General features: G+C 56.8%; 12 protein-coding genes. 3 read left to right on the top strand and 9 right to left on the bottom strand.

The features are described from left to right. Positions 1–39: 39 nt before the first annotated feature. The 3 genes from THL1_RS27010 to arcD all read right to left on the bottom strand — a co-directional run bounded on the left by THL1_RS27010 (position 40) and on the right by arcD (position 3,850). The gene (locus THL1_RS27010) at positions 40–1,050 is read right to left on the bottom strand and encodes an ornithine carbamoyltransferase (RefSeq protein ID WP_069086113.1); all 1,011 of its coding nucleotides are present in this window, start codon (positions 1,048–1,050) and stop codon (positions 40–42) included. A 103-nt stretch (positions 1,051–1,153) separates the two neighbouring features. After that, positions 1,154–2,404, bottom strand: coding sequence for an arginine deiminase (gene arcA / locus THL1_RS27005; RefSeq protein ID WP_069086112.1), 1,251 nt, complete (start codon positions 2,402–2,404; stop codon positions 1,154–1,156). Between the two features lie 18 nt (positions 2,405–2,422). Further along, positions 2,423–3,850, bottom strand: coding sequence for an arginine-ornithine antiporter (gene arcD, locus THL1_RS27000; protein WP_069086111.1), 1,428 nt, complete (start codon positions 3,848–3,850; stop codon positions 2,423–2,425). Between the two features lie 366 nt (positions 3,851–4,216). On the opposite strand from arcD, the gene THL1_RS26995 reads away from it, so the two are divergent. Beyond that, on the top strand, positions 4,217–4,579 hold the full coding sequence (locus THL1_RS26995) for a DUF5064 family protein (protein WP_069086110.1): 363 nt from the start codon (positions 4,217–4,219) through the stop codon (positions 4,577–4,579). 311 nt (positions 4,580–4,890) lie between these two features. Here the strand turns inward: THL1_RS26995 and THL1_RS26990 are convergent, their stop codons facing one another. The 6 genes from THL1_RS26990 to rfbB form a co-directional block, all read right to left on the bottom strand. Then, the gene (locus THL1_RS26990) at positions 4,891–6,264 is read right to left on the bottom strand and encodes a sigma-54-dependent transcriptional regulator (RefSeq protein WP_069086109.1); all 1,374 of its coding nucleotides are present in this window, start codon (positions 6,262–6,264) and stop codon (positions 4,891–4,893) included. Then, entirely contained in the window at positions 6,261–8,072 is a 1,812-nt protein-coding gene (locus THL1_RS26985) for a sensor histidine kinase (RefSeq protein WP_069086108.1), read from the bottom strand. The genes THL1_RS26990 and THL1_RS26985 overlap by 4 nt, the downstream gene beginning before the upstream one ends. A gap of 136 nt (positions 8,073–8,208) precedes the next feature. After that, positions 8,209–9,075, bottom strand: coding sequence for a dTDP-4-dehydrorhamnose reductase (gene rfbD, locus THL1_RS26980; protein ID WP_069086107.1), 867 nt, complete (start codon positions 9,073–9,075; stop codon positions 8,209–8,211). Beyond that, positions 9,072–9,617: a dTDP-4-dehydrorhamnose 3,5-epimerase gene (gene rfbC, locus THL1_RS26975; protein WP_069086106.1), complete on the bottom strand. Its 546-nt coding sequence runs from the start codon at positions 9,615–9,617 to the stop codon at positions 9,072–9,074. The genes rfbD and rfbC overlap by 4 nt, the downstream gene beginning before the upstream one ends. Beyond that, complete coding sequence (gene rfbA / locus THL1_RS26970) at positions 9,614–10,486, bottom strand: glucose-1-phosphate thymidylyltransferase RfbA (protein WP_069086105.1); 873 nt, start codon at positions 10,484–10,486, stop codon at positions 9,614–9,616. The genes rfbC and rfbA overlap by 4 nt, the downstream gene beginning before the upstream one ends. Next, entirely contained in the window at positions 10,483–11,547 is a 1,065-nt protein-coding gene (gene rfbB / locus THL1_RS26965; RefSeq protein WP_069086104.1) for a dTDP-glucose 4,6-dehydratase, read from the bottom strand. The genes rfbA and rfbB overlap by 4 nt, the downstream gene beginning before the upstream one ends. Before the next feature lie 632 nt (positions 11,548–12,179). Here rfbB and THL1_RS26960 point away from each other — a divergent pair. After that, positions 12,180–14,132 (top strand): ATP-dependent nuclease, encoded by a 1,953-nt coding sequence (locus tag THL1_RS26960; RefSeq protein ID WP_069086103.1) that lies wholly within the window; start codon positions 12,180–12,182, stop codon positions 14,130–14,132. Further along, the gene (locus THL1_RS26955; protein WP_069086102.1) at positions 14,117–16,111 is read left to right on the top strand and encodes a UvrD-helicase domain-containing protein; all 1,995 of its coding nucleotides are present in this window, start codon (positions 14,117–14,119) and stop codon (positions 16,109–16,111) included. The genes THL1_RS26960 and THL1_RS26955 overlap by 16 nt, the downstream gene beginning before the upstream one ends. The last annotated feature ends 147 nt before the right edge of the window (positions 16,112–16,258 follow it).

Below are 16,258 nucleotides of genomic sequence, written 5' to 3'. Positions count from 1 at the left end.
CGGACCGGCGATGTCGCTGCGGTCCGGGGCGGTCCGGCATTACATGTCGGCGAGGGTCGAAACGAGGATCGCCTTGATGGTGTGCATGCGGTTTTCCGCTTGCTCGAAGGCGATGTTGTACGGGGACTCGAAGACGTCTTCGGTGACTTCAATGCCGTTCTTCAGGTTCGGGTACTGCTCGGCGATCTGCTTGCCGACCTTGGTTTCGCTGTTGTGGAAGGCCGGCAGGCAGTGCATGAACTTCACGCGCGGGTTGCCAGCGGCTTTCATCATGTCGAGGTTGACCTGGTAGGGCAGCAGTTCCTTGATGCGCTCGCCCCAGGCTTCCACCGGCTCGCCCATGGAGACCCAGACGTCGGTATGGATGAAGTCCACGCCCTTGACGGCTTCCTTCGGGTCTTCGGTCAGCAAGATTCGTGCACCGCTTTCCTCGGCGAATTTCTTGCAGGCGGCCACGTGCTCGTCGCTCGGCCACAGGGCCTTCGGCGCGGCGATACGCACGTCCATGCCGAGTTTGGCGCCGATCAGCAGCAGGGAGTTGCCCATGTTGTTGCGTGCGTCACCCAGGTAGGCATAGCTGATGTCGTGCAGCGGCTTGTCGCTGTGCTCGCGCATGGTCAGCACGTCGGCCAGCATCTGGGTCGGGTGGTATTCGTCGGTCAGGCCGTTGAACACCGGCACGCCGGCGTGCTTGGCGAGTTCTTCGACGATTTCCTGCTTGAAACCGCGGTACTCGATGGCGTCGTACATGCGGCCGAGCACGCGGGCGGTGTCCTTCATGCTCTCCTTGTGGCCGATCTGCGAAGAGTTCGGGTCGATGTAGGTGACGTTGGCGCCCTGGTCATAGGCGGCCACTTCAAAGGCGCAGCGGGTGCGGGTGGAGGTTTTCTCGAAGATCAGTGCAATGTTGTTGCCTTTGAGGTGCTGTTGCTCGGTACCGGTGTATTTGGCGCGTTTCAGGTCGCGGGACAGGTCGAGCAGGTAACGCAGCTCGCGGGTGCTGTGGTGCATCAGGCTGAGCAGGTTACGGTTGTGCATGTTGAAGGCCATGATTCTCTCTCCTTGTGGGCAGCTTGAAACCTGGCCCCGTCAGAACAGCTTGTGGCTGGCGGGGCGGGCGGCTCCGGGTTGGGAGTCGCCGGGGGATATCAACTCAGTAATCGATCGGGTCGCGCAGGATCGGGCAGGTCATGCAGTGACCGCCGCCACGGCCGCGGCCCAGTTCGCTGGCGCTGATGGTGACCACCTCGACGCCGGCCTTGCGCAGCAGGGTGTTGGTGTAGGTGTTGCGGTCGTAGCCAACCACCACGCCCGGCTCCAGGCAGACCACGTTGTTGCCGTCGTCCCACTGCTCGCGTTCGGCTTCGAAGGCGTCGCCGCCGGTTTGCACCACGCGCAGTTGCTTGAGGTTGAGGGATTCGGCGACCACCGAGAGAAAGTCTTTCTCTTCGCGGCGGATGTCGATGCCGTAGGGGCGGCTTTCATCCGGACGCAGTACGAAGGGCACGATTTCCTTGACCACTTCCGGGAAGACGGTGACCAGGTCGCGGTCGCAGAAGGTGAACACGGTGTCCAGGTGCATGGCCGCACGGGACTTGGGCAGGCCGGCGACGACGATTTTCTGTGCCGCGCCCTTGCTGAACAGGGACTGGGCCAGTTGGCCAATGGCCTGGCGGGAGGTCCGCTCGCCCATGCCGATCAGGACCACGCCATTGCCGATGGGCATCACGTCGCCCCCTTCGAGGGTGGACATGGCGTGATCCTTGTCGGGGTCGCCGTACCAGACTTCGAACTCGGCTTCGGTGAAGATCGGGTGGAACTTGTAGATGGCGGTAGCCAGCAGGGTTTCCTGGCGGCGGGCCGGCCAGTACATCGGGTTGAGGGTCACGCCGCCGTAGATCCAGCAGGTGGTGTCACGGGTGAACTGGGTGTTGGGCAGCGGCGGCAGGATGAAGCTGGAGTGGCCGAGGTAGTCGCGGTACATCTTGATGGCGCTGACGTCTTCGCTGTCTGGCAGGTCGGAGCCGGCGACGCCACCGATGAGGAACTCGGCGATCCTGCGCGGTTCCAGGCTTTCGATCCAGGAACGCACTTCGTTGACCAGGCCGACGCCCACCTGGTCAGCGGTGATCTTGCGGTCGAGGATCCACTTCAGGGCTTCCTTGTTCTGCACGATGTCGGTGAGCAGGTTGTGCATTTCGAGGACATCGATGCCGCGCTCGCGCATCTTGGTGACGAAGTCGAAGTGGTCGCGCTTGGCCTGGTTCACCCAGATCACGTCATCGAACAGCAGCTCGTCGCAGTTGTTGGGGGTCAGGCGCATGTGTGCGAGCCCCGGCGAGCAGACCATTACCTTATGCAGTTTGCCGGCTTCCGAGTGAACGCCGAGTTTGACTTTGGACATGGTAGGTCTCCTTACGAGTTACAGGGTCAGGAAGCCGTCGTAGAGCCCGTAGGCCGCTACGAGCGCGCCGATGACCACGGCGGCGAAGATCAGCTTCTCGACATGGGTGAACACCGGTTGGCCAACTTCCCGTTTGGCCTTGGCGAACAGAATCACGCCGGGTGCATAGAGCAGGGCGGAGAGCAGCAGGTACTTCACACCACCGGCATAAAGCAGCCAGACGGCATAGATCAGCGCGATGACGGCGATCGTCAGGTCTTTGCTGCGGTCCTTGGCGTCCTGCTCGTAAGTCTCGCCGCGCAGGGGCAGCAGCACCGCGTAGGCAGCGGACCACAGGTAAGGCACCAGGATCATGGACGTCGCCAGGTAGATTAGCGACAGGTAGGTGCTGGCGCTGAACAGCGTGATGATCAGGAAGATCTGCACCATGGCGTTGGTCAGCCACAGGGCGTTGGCCGGGACCTGATTGGCGTTCTCCTTGCGGATGAATGCCGGCATGGTGTGGTCCTTGGCTGCGGCGAAGAGAATCTCGGCGCAGAGCAGCACCCAGGAGAGCAGGGCACCGACCAGGGAGATGACCAGGCCGACGCTGATCAGCACGGCGCCCCAGTGGCCGACCACATGCTCGAGCACCGCCGCCATGGACGGGTTCTGCAGCTTGGCCAGTTCCGGCTGGGTCATGATGCCGAGCGACAGCACGTTAACCAGTACCAGGAACAGCAGCACGATGATGAAACCCAGCACCGTGGCCTTGCCCACGTCGCTGCGCTTCTCGGCCCGTGCGGAGAAGATGCTTGCGCCTTCGATGCCGATGAACACCCAGACGGTGACCAGCATCATGTTGCGCACCTGGTTCATCACGCTGCCCAGTTCAATGTTCTTCGAACCCCAGATGTCGGCGGTGAAGATGTCCAGCTTGAAGGCGAACAGGCAGATGAGGATGAACAGGAACAGCGGTACTACTTTGGCGACGGTGGTCACCAGGTTGATGAAGGCGGCTTCCTTGATCCCGCGCAGCACCAGGAAGTGCACGGCCCAGAGGACGATGGAGGCACCGATGATGGCCGCGAGGGTGTTGCCTTCGCCGAAGATCGGGAAGAAGTAACCGAGGGTGCTGAACAGCAGGACGAAGTAGCCGACGTTGCCCAGCCAGGCACTGATCCAGTAGCCCCAGGCCGAGGAAAAGCCCATGTAGTCGCCAAACCCGGCCTTGGCGTAGGCGTACACCCCGCCGTCGAGGTCCGGCTTGCGGTTGGCCAGGGTCTGGAAGACGAATGCCAGGGTGAGCATGCCCACCGCGGTTATGCCCCAGCCAATGAGAATGGCGCCGACGTCAGCACTGGCAGCCATGTTCTGCGGTAGCGAGAAAATACCCCCGCCCACCATTGAGCCGACGACCAGGGCGACCAGGGCACCTAGTCGAAGTTTGTCGGAAGATTCAGACATCGTGCACCTCCATCTGGAGTAGGAACTGTGCGTATTGAGCGCGTGGTCTTGTGACTGCGTTCTGATCCAGATCAATAGCTGGCTAATGAGTCATGCAGACAATTTCCTTATCGTCAGAGGGGGAGGGATTACTGCAGATCGCCACCCGAAGGGAGCAAGTTAGAGGATTTGGCAAGCCGTCCCAGGCAGCGCCTAATACAAACTAGTCGGTTTTCACGGGCGTTCAAGTTGCAACTATGCCGTCGAAACTCTGAAGTCTGACCACCATATTCGGTGTAGGAAATTACAAATGGATGTCCGCCCATTTGGCGATAAACGAGTGAGTTTTTAAGTAGGAAATGTCTTAACAAATAGGTAGGAAATATCATGTTCAAGCCAGGGAAAATTGCCATCAAGCAATCTCCCATCGGGCGAAGCTCGGGATATGAACGGGCACTGGACTACGAAACTGAGAACCGCGAACAGGGTCAGCTCGTGAACTTCGAGTTGAATGGACAGATCGGCGGAGAGCCCGTACACGAGCGCTTTTCCCTTCACCGCGATGTGGCCTACAACTTCCTGCAAAGTGCTGGCCTGCGCTTGCGCAGATACGGTTTTCGATCAGGACTGGCACGCATGCCCGAGTTGCGTGCCGATTTCGAGCGCGTCTACGCCGACCTGCGCCAGCGGCTGGGTGTTGAGCCGGACCATCCGGTGGACCTCGAGCGCTTCCTGCACGAGCGCCCCTAGGTCGGGCTCGCCGACTCGCCGAGGCTTCCGGGCATGAAAAAGCCCGGCACGTGGCCGGGCTCGTTCGGACACCCGGCGGGTAACCAGGTGGTGCCTCGGGACGGGGTCCGAAGGCGATCATGGGAGAACCCGTTAGCTGGCTTTTGGCCGGCGTGGGGAGAGGCTGGGCGCTAGGCGGGCCTGGCCTCCTGGCCCTGCGCGAGGCAGGGCTTGCCCTTCGACGGGCAAGCCTTGTGCCATCGAGGGGCAACCGCTCTGGTGCGGGCCTTTACGCGCATCGCCTGCGGGGAGGGTGAGCGGATTCTTGCCGATCAGTCCTGCTCATCTGCGGGATTTCCGCCACTGAAGCTGAGGTGGTGTTTGCGCAGCTTGTCCGAAAGGGTCTTGCGTGGCAGCCCCAGGGCCTCGGCCACGCTGCGCAGCGAGCTGTGCGGTCGGGTCAGCTCGGCTGCGATCAGCGCTCGCTCGAAGGCTTCAACCTGTTCACTGAGGCCGCCTTCCACCTTCGGCAGGTCCACCGGCGTGTTGTCCAGGGCCAGATCCAGGCCCAGGGCGAAACGCTCCGCGGCGTTCTGCAGTTCACGCACGTTGCCCGGCCAGCCATGGGTCAGGAGCAGGGCACGCTGGCTGCTGTCGAGGCTGCGCGGGGCCATGCCATGGCGACTGCTGGCGGCATCGGCGAAGTGCTGGAACAGCACCAGGGCATCCTCACCGCGTTCGCGCAGCGGCGGGATGCGCAGGCTGGCGACGTTCAGGCGGTAATACAGGTCGGCGCGGAAACGACCCTGGTCCGCAGCCAGGCGCAAGTCTTCCTTGGTGGCGGCAATGACTCGGATATCCAGCGGTATCAGTTGGTTGGCGCCAAGGCGTTCCACCACCCGCTCCTGCAGCATGCGCAGTAGTTTGACCTGGACATCCAGGCTCATGCTCTCGATCTCGTCGAGGAACACGGTGCCGCCATTGGCGAATTCGAACTTGCCGATGCGGCGTTTCTGCGCACCGGTAAAGGCGCCTTGTTCATGGCCGAACAGCTCGCTTTCCACCACCGACTCGGCCAGGGCGCCGGCGTTGATGGCAACGAAGGGGCCATCGCGGCGTGCCGACAGGTCGTGCAGTGCACGGGCCACCACTTCTTTGCCCGCGCCGGTTTCGCCCAGGATGAGCACGTCGGCATGGGTGGCCGCCAGGGCGCCAATCTGGTCACGTAGGCGCTGCATGGCGGGCGACTGGCCGACCAGGCGCCCGCTGAGTTGTTGGCGGTCGGAGAGCGCCAGGCGCAGGCTGCGGTTCTCCAGCACGAGGCGGCGCAGGCCAAGGGCGCGATGCACGCTGTCCAGCAACTGGTCGCTGGGGAAGGGCTTCTCAAGGAAGTCGTAGGCGCCGGCACGCATGGCCTGGACGGCCAGGGGGACATCGCCGTGGCCGGTGATCAGCAGTACGGGCAGATCGGGGTCGCGTTCACGCAGTTGGCGAAGCAGTTCCAGGCCGTCGATGCCTGGCATGCGAATGTCGGTGACCACCACGCCGGGCCAGTCCTTGTCGATCTTCCCGGCTACACCCTGGGCGTCGCCCAGGGCCTGCACCTTGAGGCCCGCCAGGTCGAGGGTCTGGCTGAGGGCCTGGCGCAGGTGCGGGTCGTCGTCGATCAGCAGCACCTGGGTACGGGCATCAAGAGCGATGGTCATGCAGAGAGGTCCTCGGGGGGCTGTGGGATGACGCCAGGGGCGGCGTTGCGCATGCGCAAGGTCAGCAGGGCGCCGCCTTCAGGGTGGTTGGCGAGAATCAGCTCACCGCCCAGGGCGCGCATCAGGCTATCGCAGATGGCCAGGCCCAGGCCAAGGCCCTGGGCGCTGGTCTTGGTGGTGAAGAAGGGTTCGCGGGCGTGGCGCAGGGCATCCGCGGAGAAGCCAGGGCCGTTGTCGCGCAGGTGCAGGTCGACACCATCGCTGGTGGTTTCGGTGCTCAACCAGATCCGCCGTGGGTGGGGCTTTTCCGCCAGGGCGTCGAGGGCATTGGCGAGCAGGTTGCCGAGCACCTGGCGCAGGCGGGTTTCGCCGGCCTGTACCCAGAGCGGTGCATCCGGCAGGTCACGAATCAGCTCGACATCCATGGCCCGGCGGCGCTTGGCCAACAGGGCCAGCGCATCATCCAGGGCCGGTTGCAGGGCCACGCTTTCCGGTGCGTGCCGGTCGCGGCGGGCAAACGCGCGCAGGTGGGCAATGATGGAGGCCATGCGCCCGGTCAGCTCGCTGATTTGCTGCAGGTTGCCGCGGGCGTCGTCGATGCGCTGGTGATCCAGCAGCACGCCCGCATTGTCGGCATAGCTGCGAATCGCCGCGAGGGGCTGGTTCAGTTCGTGGCTGATGCTCGCCGACATGGTGCCCAGGGCGGACAGCTTGCTCGCCTGTACCAATTCGTCCTGCGCGCGCACCAGTTCCTGCTGGGCCTGTTCGCGCTCCAGGACTTCGTCCTTCAACCGGCTGTTCAGGGTTTCCAGATCGTGGGTCCGTTCCAGCACGCGCATCTCCAGTTCGCGGCGCGCACGGGCATCGAGGGCAATGCGGTCGAGGTAGTGGCGACGGCGTTGCATCATCAGGCCGAGCAGCAGCAGCAGGGCCAGCAGGGTGGCGCCGCCGATGGCCATGGTGGTGGAGACTTGGCGGTCGATCAGTTGGCGGGGGGCCAGGATGCTGGCGGTCAGGCCGGTCTCGCGCAGTTCGCGGCTCTGGATGAGCCAGGCATCTTCGTCCAGCTTCAGGGGCGGCGGCGACTGCGTCGGATAGGGCTGGTTGGCGACGATGGCGGCGCGCTCGGCGTTGTCCAGTGGTCGTGTTGCGTGGAAGCGCCAGTCACTGCGTGACGAGATGATCACGACGCCATTGGCGTCAGTCACCATCAACTGTTCAGGGGTTTTTCCCCAAAGGGTTTCGGCATCGTCCAGATCCACCTTCACCACGAGGATGCCGACGATCTGTGCGCCGCTGCGCACTGGGCTGGCGAAGAAATAGCCGCGCTTGCGCGAGGTCGTGCCCAGGCCGAAAAAGCGTCCCTGCTTGCCGGACAGGGCTTCGCGGAAGTAGGGGCGGAAGGTGAAATTGCGGCCGACGAAACTGTCGGGCTGGTCCCAGTTCGAGGAACTCAGGGTCAGCCCGGCCGGACTCATCAGGTAGATCACATCGGCGCCGGTGTCCTGGCGGACTTCGGCCAGCACCCGGTTGGCTTCTGTTTGCAGTTCCGGGTTGCCGGGAGCCGCCAGCAGCTCGCGCAGGGGCGGCAGGTCCGCGAGGATGGGCGGCAAGACTTCGTAGCGGTGCAGCGTGCCCAGGAGGTTGGCGACGTAGAGGTCGAGGGTCTGGCGGTTCTGCTCGGACAGGGACTCGCTGTAATAGCGCTCGCTGAAATACTGCAGTGGCCAGAGCAGTGGCGCCAGCAGCAGCGCCAGTAGCACCAGGCTGCGCCAGCGTGGGCGGTGGGGTGTGGGGGAGGCTGTCATGCTGTCACTGTGCGCCGGTCGATGAAGCGCATTATGGCATCGACATCAGGTGCCGGCGCCTTGTGTCGCGCATCGAAGCCTGGCGTAGGGTGGAAATCCGCGTGGCGGATTTCCACTGATGGACGCGATCAAGGACTCAGCGAGTTTGCCGCAGGCACTCCAGCAGCGCAACGTGCCACTCAGGCAGGCGTATCCCCCAATCATGTGCCAGCTTGCTGCCGTCCAGCCGGGAGTTGAGTGGCCGCTTGGCGGGCGTCGGGTACTCGCTGGATGGGATGGCTACCAGGCGCGCGCACGGCTTGCCGTCGGCCTTGAGCTGTTCGGCGATGGCGCTGGCGAAGCCGAACCAGGAGGTTCCGCCCTGGTTGGTCAGGTGATAGGTACCCCAGCGACGGTTGCCGGCCTGCCAGCCTTCCAGCAGTTCGACGGTGGCCTGGGCGATGCTGCCGGCCCAGGTCGGCGCCCCCACCTGGTCATCCACCACGCGCAGCTCTTCGCGCTCCTGCAGCAGGCGCTGCATGGTGAGCAGGAAGTTGCGTCCGTGCAGGGAATAGACCCAGCTGGTGCGCAGGATCAGGTATTGCCCGCCGACGGCCTGGATTGCCTGTTCACCAGCCAGCTTGCTGCTGCCGTAGACGCCCAGCGGGTTGGTCGGCTCGTCCTCGGTGTAGAGGCCGGCCTTCGCACCGTCGTAGACGTAGTCGGTGGAGTAGTGGAACAGCGGAATACCCAGGGCAGCCGCTTCTTCGGCAAGCACGCCGGGGGCTGTGGCATTGATGGCGAAGGCGGCTTCCGGTTCCTGCTCGGCCTGATCCACGGCGGTGTAGGCGGCGGCGTTAATCAGCAGGTCGGGCGCCAGGGCGCGTACTTGCTGGCGGATCTGGTTGGGGTTGGCCAGGTCGAGTCGGTCGCGCCCCAGGGAAACCACGTCTGCCTTGCCGGCGAGGGCGAGCTGGAGTTCCCGCGCTACCTGGCCTTTGTTGCCGGTGATGAGGATCTTCATTCGAACAGGTCCGCATCCTTGAAGTTGATGCCGGCCTTGTCCTTGGCGGACAGCTGCGGCGCTTCAGACAGCGGCCAGTCGATAGCCAGGTCGGGGTCGTCCCAACGAATGCAGCGTTCGTGCTCGGGGGCGTAGTAGTCAGTGGTCTTGTAGAGGAACTCGGCGTATTCGCTGAGGACCAGGAAGCCGTGCGCAAAGCCTTCCGGGATCCATATCTGGCGCTTGTTCTCGGCGGAGAGATGCACGCCGACCCAGCGGCCGAACGTCGGCGAACTGCGGCGGACATCCACGACGACATCGAAGACTTCGCCCTGGACGACCCGCACCAGTTTGCCCTGCGCCTGTTGCAACTGGTAATGCAGCCCGCGCAAGACGCCGCGCTGGGATTTTGAGTGGTTGTCCTGCACGAACTCGCGCTGCACACCGGTCGCTTCGGCGAAAGTGCGAGCGTTGAAGCTTTCGAAGAAGAAGCCACGCTCATCGCCGAACACGCGGGGTTCGAGGATTAGTACGTCGGGAATGGCAGTCGGTATGGCTTTCACGCATCTTCACCTGCGATATTGAACAGGTACTGACCGTAGCCGGTCTTGCCGAAGGCCTTGGCGCGGGTCAGCAATTGCGCTTTGTCGATCCAGCCGTTCTGGTAGGCGATCTCCTCCAGGCAGGCCACCTTCAGGCCTTGGCGGTGTTCGATGGTCTGCACGTACTGGGAGGCTTCCAGCAGACTGTCGTGGGTGCCGGTATCCAGCCAGGCGAAGCCGCGGCCAAAGCGCTCTACGCGCAAATCACCCCGTTGAAGATAGGCGTTGTTGACATCGGTGATCTCCAATTCGCCACGTGCGGAGGGTTTTACCGCCTTGGCGATGCGGATCACATCGTTGTCGTAGAAGTACAGGCCGGTGACGGCATAGCTTGACTTCGGCTTGACTGGCTTCTCCTCGATCGAGACGGCACGACCCTCGTCATCGAACTCCACCACACCGAAGCGCTCGGGGTCCTTGACCCAGTACCCGAAGACCGTGGCGCCGCTGGGCGACTGGGCGGCGCGTTTGAGCTTCTCGGTGAAGTGCTGGCCGTGGAAGATGTTGTCACCGAGGATCAGACACACCGAGTCGTTGCCGATGAAGTCCTCACCAATCAGGAACGCTTGAGCCAGGCCGTCCGGAGAGGGTTGCTCCGCATAACTGAACTGCACGCCGAGCTGGCTGCCATCGCCCAGCAGGTTGCGGTACTGGGGCAGGTCCTGCGGGGTGGAGATGACCAGGATCTCGCGAATGCCGGCGAGCATCAGCACCGAGATCGGGTAATAGATCATCGGCTTGTCGTAGATCGGCAGAAGTTGCTTGGACACCCCCAGGGTGATGGGGTGCAGACGTGTGCCGGACCCGCCCGCGAGAATTATCCCTTTCATACTGCTGCTCCCAGGCGTTCACGTTGATAACTGCCGTCCTGCACACGCTGGCACCACTCAAGGTTGTCCAGGTACCACTGCACGGTCTTGCGCAGGCCGGTTTCAAAGGTTTCCTCGGGTACCCAACCGAGTTCGCGCTCGATCTTGCCAGCGTCGATGGCGTAGCGCAGGTCATGGCCCGGGCGGTCCTTGACGAAGGTGATCAGGTCGTCGAAACGGGCCACGCCTTCCGGCTTCTCTGGTGCCAGTTCTTCCAGCAGGGCGCAGATGGCGCGCACCACGTCCAGGTTCTTCTGCTCGTTATGCCCGCCGATGTTGTAGGTTTCGCCTACCTGACCTCGGGTAACCACCTTCAGCAGCGCGCGCGCGTGGTCTTCGACGAACAGCCAGTCGCGGATTTGCTGGCCATTGCCATAGACGGGCAGCGGCTTGCCCTCCAGGGCATTGAGAATCATCAGCGGGATCAGCTTCTCGGGGAAGTGATAAGGGCCGTAGTTGTTCGAACAGTTGGTCAGCAGCACCGGCAGGCCATAGGTACGGTACCAGGCGCGGACCAGATGGTCGGAGGCGGCCTTGCTCGCCGAATAAGGAGAGCTGGGCGCATAAGGCGTGGCTTCGGTGAACAGATCGTCCACGCCATGCAGATCGCCATACACTTCGTCGGTGGATATGTGATGGAAGCGGAACGCAGCCTGGCGTCCGGCGTCCAGGCCGAGCCAGTAGGCGCGCATGCTTTCCAGCAGGCTGTAGGTACCAACGATGTTGGTCTGGATGAAGGCAGCCGGGCCGTCGATGGAGCGATCGACGTGGGATTCGGCGGCCAGGTGCATCACCGCTTCGGGCTGGAAGCGTGCAAGCGCTGCGCCGACGGCCTGGCTGTCGGCGATGTCGGCCTGGAGGAACTCATAGCGTGGGTTGTCCGAGATCGAAGCCAGGGATTCGAGGTTGCCAGCGTAGGTCAGCTTGTCGAGGTTGAGCACTTCATGTTGGGTTTCAGTCAGCAGGTGACGAATAAGGGCCGAGCCGATGAAGCCGGCTCCGCCGGTGACCAGGATGCGCATGTTCCATGTCCTGACAATTTCGAATGGCGCATAGCTTGTTTGCAGCGAAGGTCCGATGCAAGCCTGTCAGACGGATGAGCGTGGATGCGCTTCTCGCCCGCATCTTATAGCGAGCCAGCGGTAATGATTCAGCGCTTAAGCGGCTAGAGGTCAGTTGGAGGGAGGGCATCCGCCGGTTGTAGTACTGCCTGAAGGCATGAGCGGGCAGGTAGATAGCCCGGAAAGCAAAAGGCCCCGTATTGCTGCGGGGCCTTGCTTTATATGGTGCGGCACCAGGAGTCGAACTTTACCTAAAGTCTATATTAATCAATAAGATGTAAAACTTTCGTCAATTAGTACCCCTATTTATACCCCTTAAATTTGCACGAAGTATTGCGCCCTCCGTGCTATCTCCCCTCTAGGTGTACATGCTCCGAGATAATGCGGAGGTTTAAAGCCCTATCTCTGCATGGCAAAATGCTATCCTTGAGCTATATTAAGCCATTTGTTCCGCCAAACGTGGGGTGTTCATGAGGGACGCATCTATTCCAAAACGTACGTGGTGAGTCAATTCTACTCGGTGGCTTCCCGTAATTGGTAAGTCAAAAAAGTTAAGTTCTAAGATTTTCTCGAAATGGATGTATGAGATAAATATGAAGATTACCAAAATTTCTGCTGTTAATTTCCGAGCTCTCCAGAATGTGACACTAGAGCTGCGGGACAGCCTATCTCTGCTTATTGGCAGAAATAATAGCGGCAAAACTTCACTGCTTGTATTGTTTGAGAAGTTTTATGAGCCTGGGGTGTCGTTCAATTATCATGATTTTCCGTTAGCGGTGCGTAAAGATTTAGCGGCAATTGACCACAAAACTGACATGTTGCCGCTATCTATAAGTATGAGGGTTGAGATCGAATATGATGAAAAAGACAGCTTGAGGCATCTGTCAGAATTCATGTTGGATCTTGATAGCGAGATTAACAATGTCAAGATTCTGTTTGAGTGCGTTGTAAATAAGGACTTGTTGCTGAGGGATATTGAGCAGTTCGAGGGGGAACGAGAAAGGTTTTTGAGGAAAAACCTCGATAGGTATTTGCAGGTCAACGTATACGCATATGCTGATGAGGATGATCTGTTACTTGAAAATCGAAGTAAGTTGGTAAAAAAGGAAATAGCCGCAGTTAGAGATCTGATCAACTTTCAGATAATTCATGCTAAGCGAGATGTTGCTAGTAGCGAAGGTGGAAAGAAAATGCTTTCTAAGTTAACTACGCAATATTTCAATAAGGCAAACAAGGATGTAACAGATTTCGATCCGATAAATAACTTGCTTCTTAAGATTGATGAGAGTCTTGAAAGTAGCTACAAGGATTTTTTCGAGCCTTTCCTGAAGACCTCAAAGGCATTTCTGGGGATTGAGGATATTAAGGTCGTATCTAATCTCGAGTCCAATGAAGTGCTAGAGAATAGTTCGCAAGTAGTTTATGGTGACCGTTCTGAGTTTCTCCCGGAAACATTCAATGGTCTCGGGCACATGAATATTCTTTATCTCCTGCTAAGCGTAGAGATTAAGAAGGAGTCATTTGCTAAGACAGGTAAAAACATAAATCTATTATTCATAGAGGAACCTGAGGCGCATACACACCCTCAGATGCAATATGTTTTTGCTAATCAGATAAAAAGCATATTGAACGACATTGAAAATATCCAGGCGGTAATTACTACTCATTCCTCTCATATTGTATCTCAATGCGATTTCAAAGATATTAGGTATTTGCAAAACTCAGATGGTTGTACAAGGGTAAAGAATTTCCATTCGGAATTGAAAGCCAAATACGGTAAGGACGAAGATTCATTTAAATTTCTAGAGCAGTACCTGACCCTCAACTCTTGTGAGCTTTTCTTTGCAAGCAAAGTTATATTTATTGAGGGTGTTACTGAGCGGATGTTGTGGCCGTACTTCGTAGAGTTATTTGATAAGTCGAAGGTTCAAAGTAAAGAACATATTTCGTTATTCTCCCAGAATGTCACAATTTTGGAAGTCGGTGCTAATGCTAAGGCTTTCAAGCATTTCCTTGATTTTTTAGAAATTAAGACTCTGGTCATCACTGATATCGATACAACCAAAAAAACTATTGATACTAAAAAGGCAAACCCGAGAACTATCTATCCATCCTTTAAAGTTGCAGGTGCAGATCATACCAGCAATGCTACGCTGAAACACTATTATGACGCGCCCGATTTCTCTGAGGAGGCTAAGTTTTCCAGCTGGTTTGAAAAGTTAGTCGCACACGAACTAAAGCATTCGTATCCTAAAATTCATATTGCTTATCAGAAAAAAGAAGAAGGCTACCACGCTAGGAGTTTTGAAGATGCTTTTGTGCATCTAAATAGGGACGTAATCAAAAAGAAAATTGATAATATCAATGGGCTGAAAAATACGCACGAATTTGATGGCGCGCTTGATGCGTATGATCTGATTGAAACAGTTTTAGATAAGAAGTCTGCGTTCGCGTCTTCTCTGTTGTACCTAGCACTGACGGATGATGAAGTCACTTGGCGTATTCCGGCTTATATCGGGGAGGCGTTGGAATGGATATCGGAATGACTCCTTTTGAGAATATTGTATCTTGCCTGGAAAGAGGTGAAAGCTTTGTCCTGCAAGGAGGTGCTGGAAGTGGAAAAACAGAAACCCTGAAAAAATTGTTGGATTACATATCTAAACACATGCCGGAAAAAAGAGTGGCATGTATAACACATACAAATTTGGCTGCGGATGAAATCAAGGCTCGTGCAGGAGAGTTGCATGCTATTAGCACGATTCATTCGTTTCTGAACGGGATCATCAACTCCTTTCGTATAGATTTGCATAAAGTAATACATGAGCTTTTCCTATTGCCAGAATTTAAAGTAGGGCAAGCCATGGATGACGACAAGGAGTATAAAAAGCGCGAGCATGAACGTTATAAAAAGGCATACGGAAAATATGCAGATAAAGCATACCTTATTCTCAAGATAAAAGAGGCCAAGGTCTTGGGGAAACCAATGTATGACAAAGATCCTCAAGCGGCAAATACTGTATTAAATGAGAAAATAAAACACCTTAATGCAAGTGTGCTTGAGCATATTAAGAAAGCTTCACCTCAAAAGGTTTGTTATAACGAGACCGCATTCGATAGTTTTCGCGATTTAAGCTTTGGTCATGACGGGCTTGTTAAGTTGGCTGTCTCGTTAATGTGCGAAAGAAAAAAATTAAGAAAGATATTGGCTGATAAGTATGATTATATATTTGTCGATGAGTATCAAGATACTTCTCCTGATATAGTCAGGGCGTTTCTTGATTATGTCGTAAAAGACCAGAATATAGTATTCTGGTTCTTTGGTGACTCGATGCAGGGAATATATGAGGATGGCGTCGGAGATGTAGAGAATTATGTGCAAGCAGATGCGATAGAGAAGATAAATAAAGAGGATAATTACAGGTGCTCGGAACAGGTTGTCAAGCTCATTAATAACCTAAGGGACGATGGGCTGGAACAAAGTGTTGCATTCAAAACTCGGGAGAATGGAGATTTAGAAACCCTGGCGGACCGCCAGGGTAGAGTCAAGCTCGTTTATGCAATTTGCGACGATAAGCCTACCCAGCACAGCCCACGCGAAGACAAAGATTCATACCTTAAAAAGCTTAATAAATTGATTGAAACGGCGCGGGGTGTCGATAGCTATAAGATGTTGATGTTGACAAATAAGGCTGTTGCTTCTGAAGCTGGATTCAGTCAGTTGTATGAAATATTTAACTCTAGATTTGGACAAGCAACAAATGAGAATTTAGAGAAAGTATTGGCAATATGCCATTTTTCTGAGCTATATGAGTTGCACGAAGATTATGGAAATAAGAGATATGCAAAAGTCATCCGTTTCGTAAAAAAATCTGGCTTCGTATTGGATTCGGTTTTCCACAAAGATGAATTGTTGGTCGCGTTCAAGAGTGTTTTTGATTTGAACTCTCCAGCGCATGATGCGATACATGAATCGTTTAAATTGAAGCTATTGAAGCAATCGGATTCGTATGAACGGTTCGTGAGAAGAAGAGAAGAGTTTTTCGAGGCTGCTATGGGGAATTCCAGGTACTCTGCTTTCAAAGATCAATACGTGTCTGGGTTTGATAGTCTTAGTAAGTTAAACAAAGCTGGCTTTGATGTTGATGAGTATGAGTTTGGTGATCTAGAGCGTGATGTAAAGCGAGAGCTATTTTATAATGATTTTTTTGGAGGAAAAATAACTCTGGGTGAAGTGTTCAAGTATTATGATTATTTGTCAGAGAAAACAAATTTCATAACTATGCACAAGACGAAAGGTTCGGGGATCGAAAACGTTTTGGTGGTAGCAGACGAGTTTTTTTGGAGGGACTACAAGTTTGGTAATGTTTTTTCGGCTGGGGATATAACTGCCGAGAATAGAAAGATTATGTATGTTGCGTGCTCTAGGGCTATCAAGAATTTGACGTGTGTGCGGATAATGAGCACTGAAGAATCCTCAACTATCAAAGATTATTTCAATGAGATAGAATGTGTAAGTTTAGATTGATTTTTTCGGGGAGCTAGTTGGCTCCCCGCTTAAATGTATCGGTGTTGCTGGATTGCGGATTCCGCATCCATCCGGCCACCTATTCCATGAACATCCGGCCACTGATTTCACGCTGATCCGGCCACCCATTCCACGCGCATCCGGCCA

This window comes from Pseudomonas sp. TCU-HL1 (genome assembly GCF_001708505.1).
Classification (GTDB): domain Bacteria; phylum Pseudomonadota; class Gammaproteobacteria; order Pseudomonadales; family Pseudomonadaceae; genus Metapseudomonas.
The sequence above is the reverse complement of the archived record's forward strand: the minus strand, read 5'-3'. Positions and strand labels throughout refer to the sequence as shown.

Coding starts and splice junctions, on each gene's coding strand:
- rfbB (WP_069086104.1), bottom strand. CDS start 11,547: ATGCGCATCCTGGTCACCGGCGGAGCCGGCTTCATCGGCTCGGCCCTT.
- THL1_RS26985 (WP_069086108.1), bottom strand. CDS start 8,072: ATGACAGCCTCCCCCACACCCCACCGCCCACGCTGGCGCAGCCTGGTG.
- rfbA (WP_069086105.1), bottom strand. CDS start 10,486: ATGAAAGGGATAATTCTCGCGGGCGGGTCCGGCACACGTCTGCACCCC.
- THL1_RS26995 (WP_069086110.1), top strand. CDS start 4,217: ATGTTCAAGCCAGGGAAAATTGCCATCAAGCAATCTCCCATCGGGCGA.
- THL1_RS26990 (WP_069086109.1), bottom strand. CDS start 6,264: ATGACCATCGCTCTTGATGCCCGTACCCAGGTGCTGCTGATCGACGAC.
- arcA (WP_069086112.1), bottom strand. CDS start 2,404: ATGTCCAAAGTCAAACTCGGCGTTCACTCGGAAGCCGGCAAACTGCAT.
- arcD (WP_069086111.1), bottom strand. CDS start 3,850: ATGTCTGAATCTTCCGACAAACTTCGACTAGGTGCCCTGGTCGCCCTG.
- THL1_RS26960 (WP_069086103.1), top strand. CDS start 12,180: ATGAAGATTACCAAAATTTCTGCTGTTAATTTCCGAGCTCTCCAGAAT.
- THL1_RS26955 (WP_069086102.1), top strand. CDS start 14,117: ATGGATATCGGAATGACTCCTTTTGAGAATATTGTATCTTGCCTGGAA.
- rfbD (WP_069086107.1), bottom strand. CDS start 9,075: ATGAAGATCCTCATCACCGGCAACAAAGGCCAGGTAGCGCGGGAACTC.
- THL1_RS27010 (WP_069086113.1), bottom strand. CDS start 1,050: ATGGCCTTCAACATGCACAACCGTAACCTGCTCAGCCTGATGCACCAC.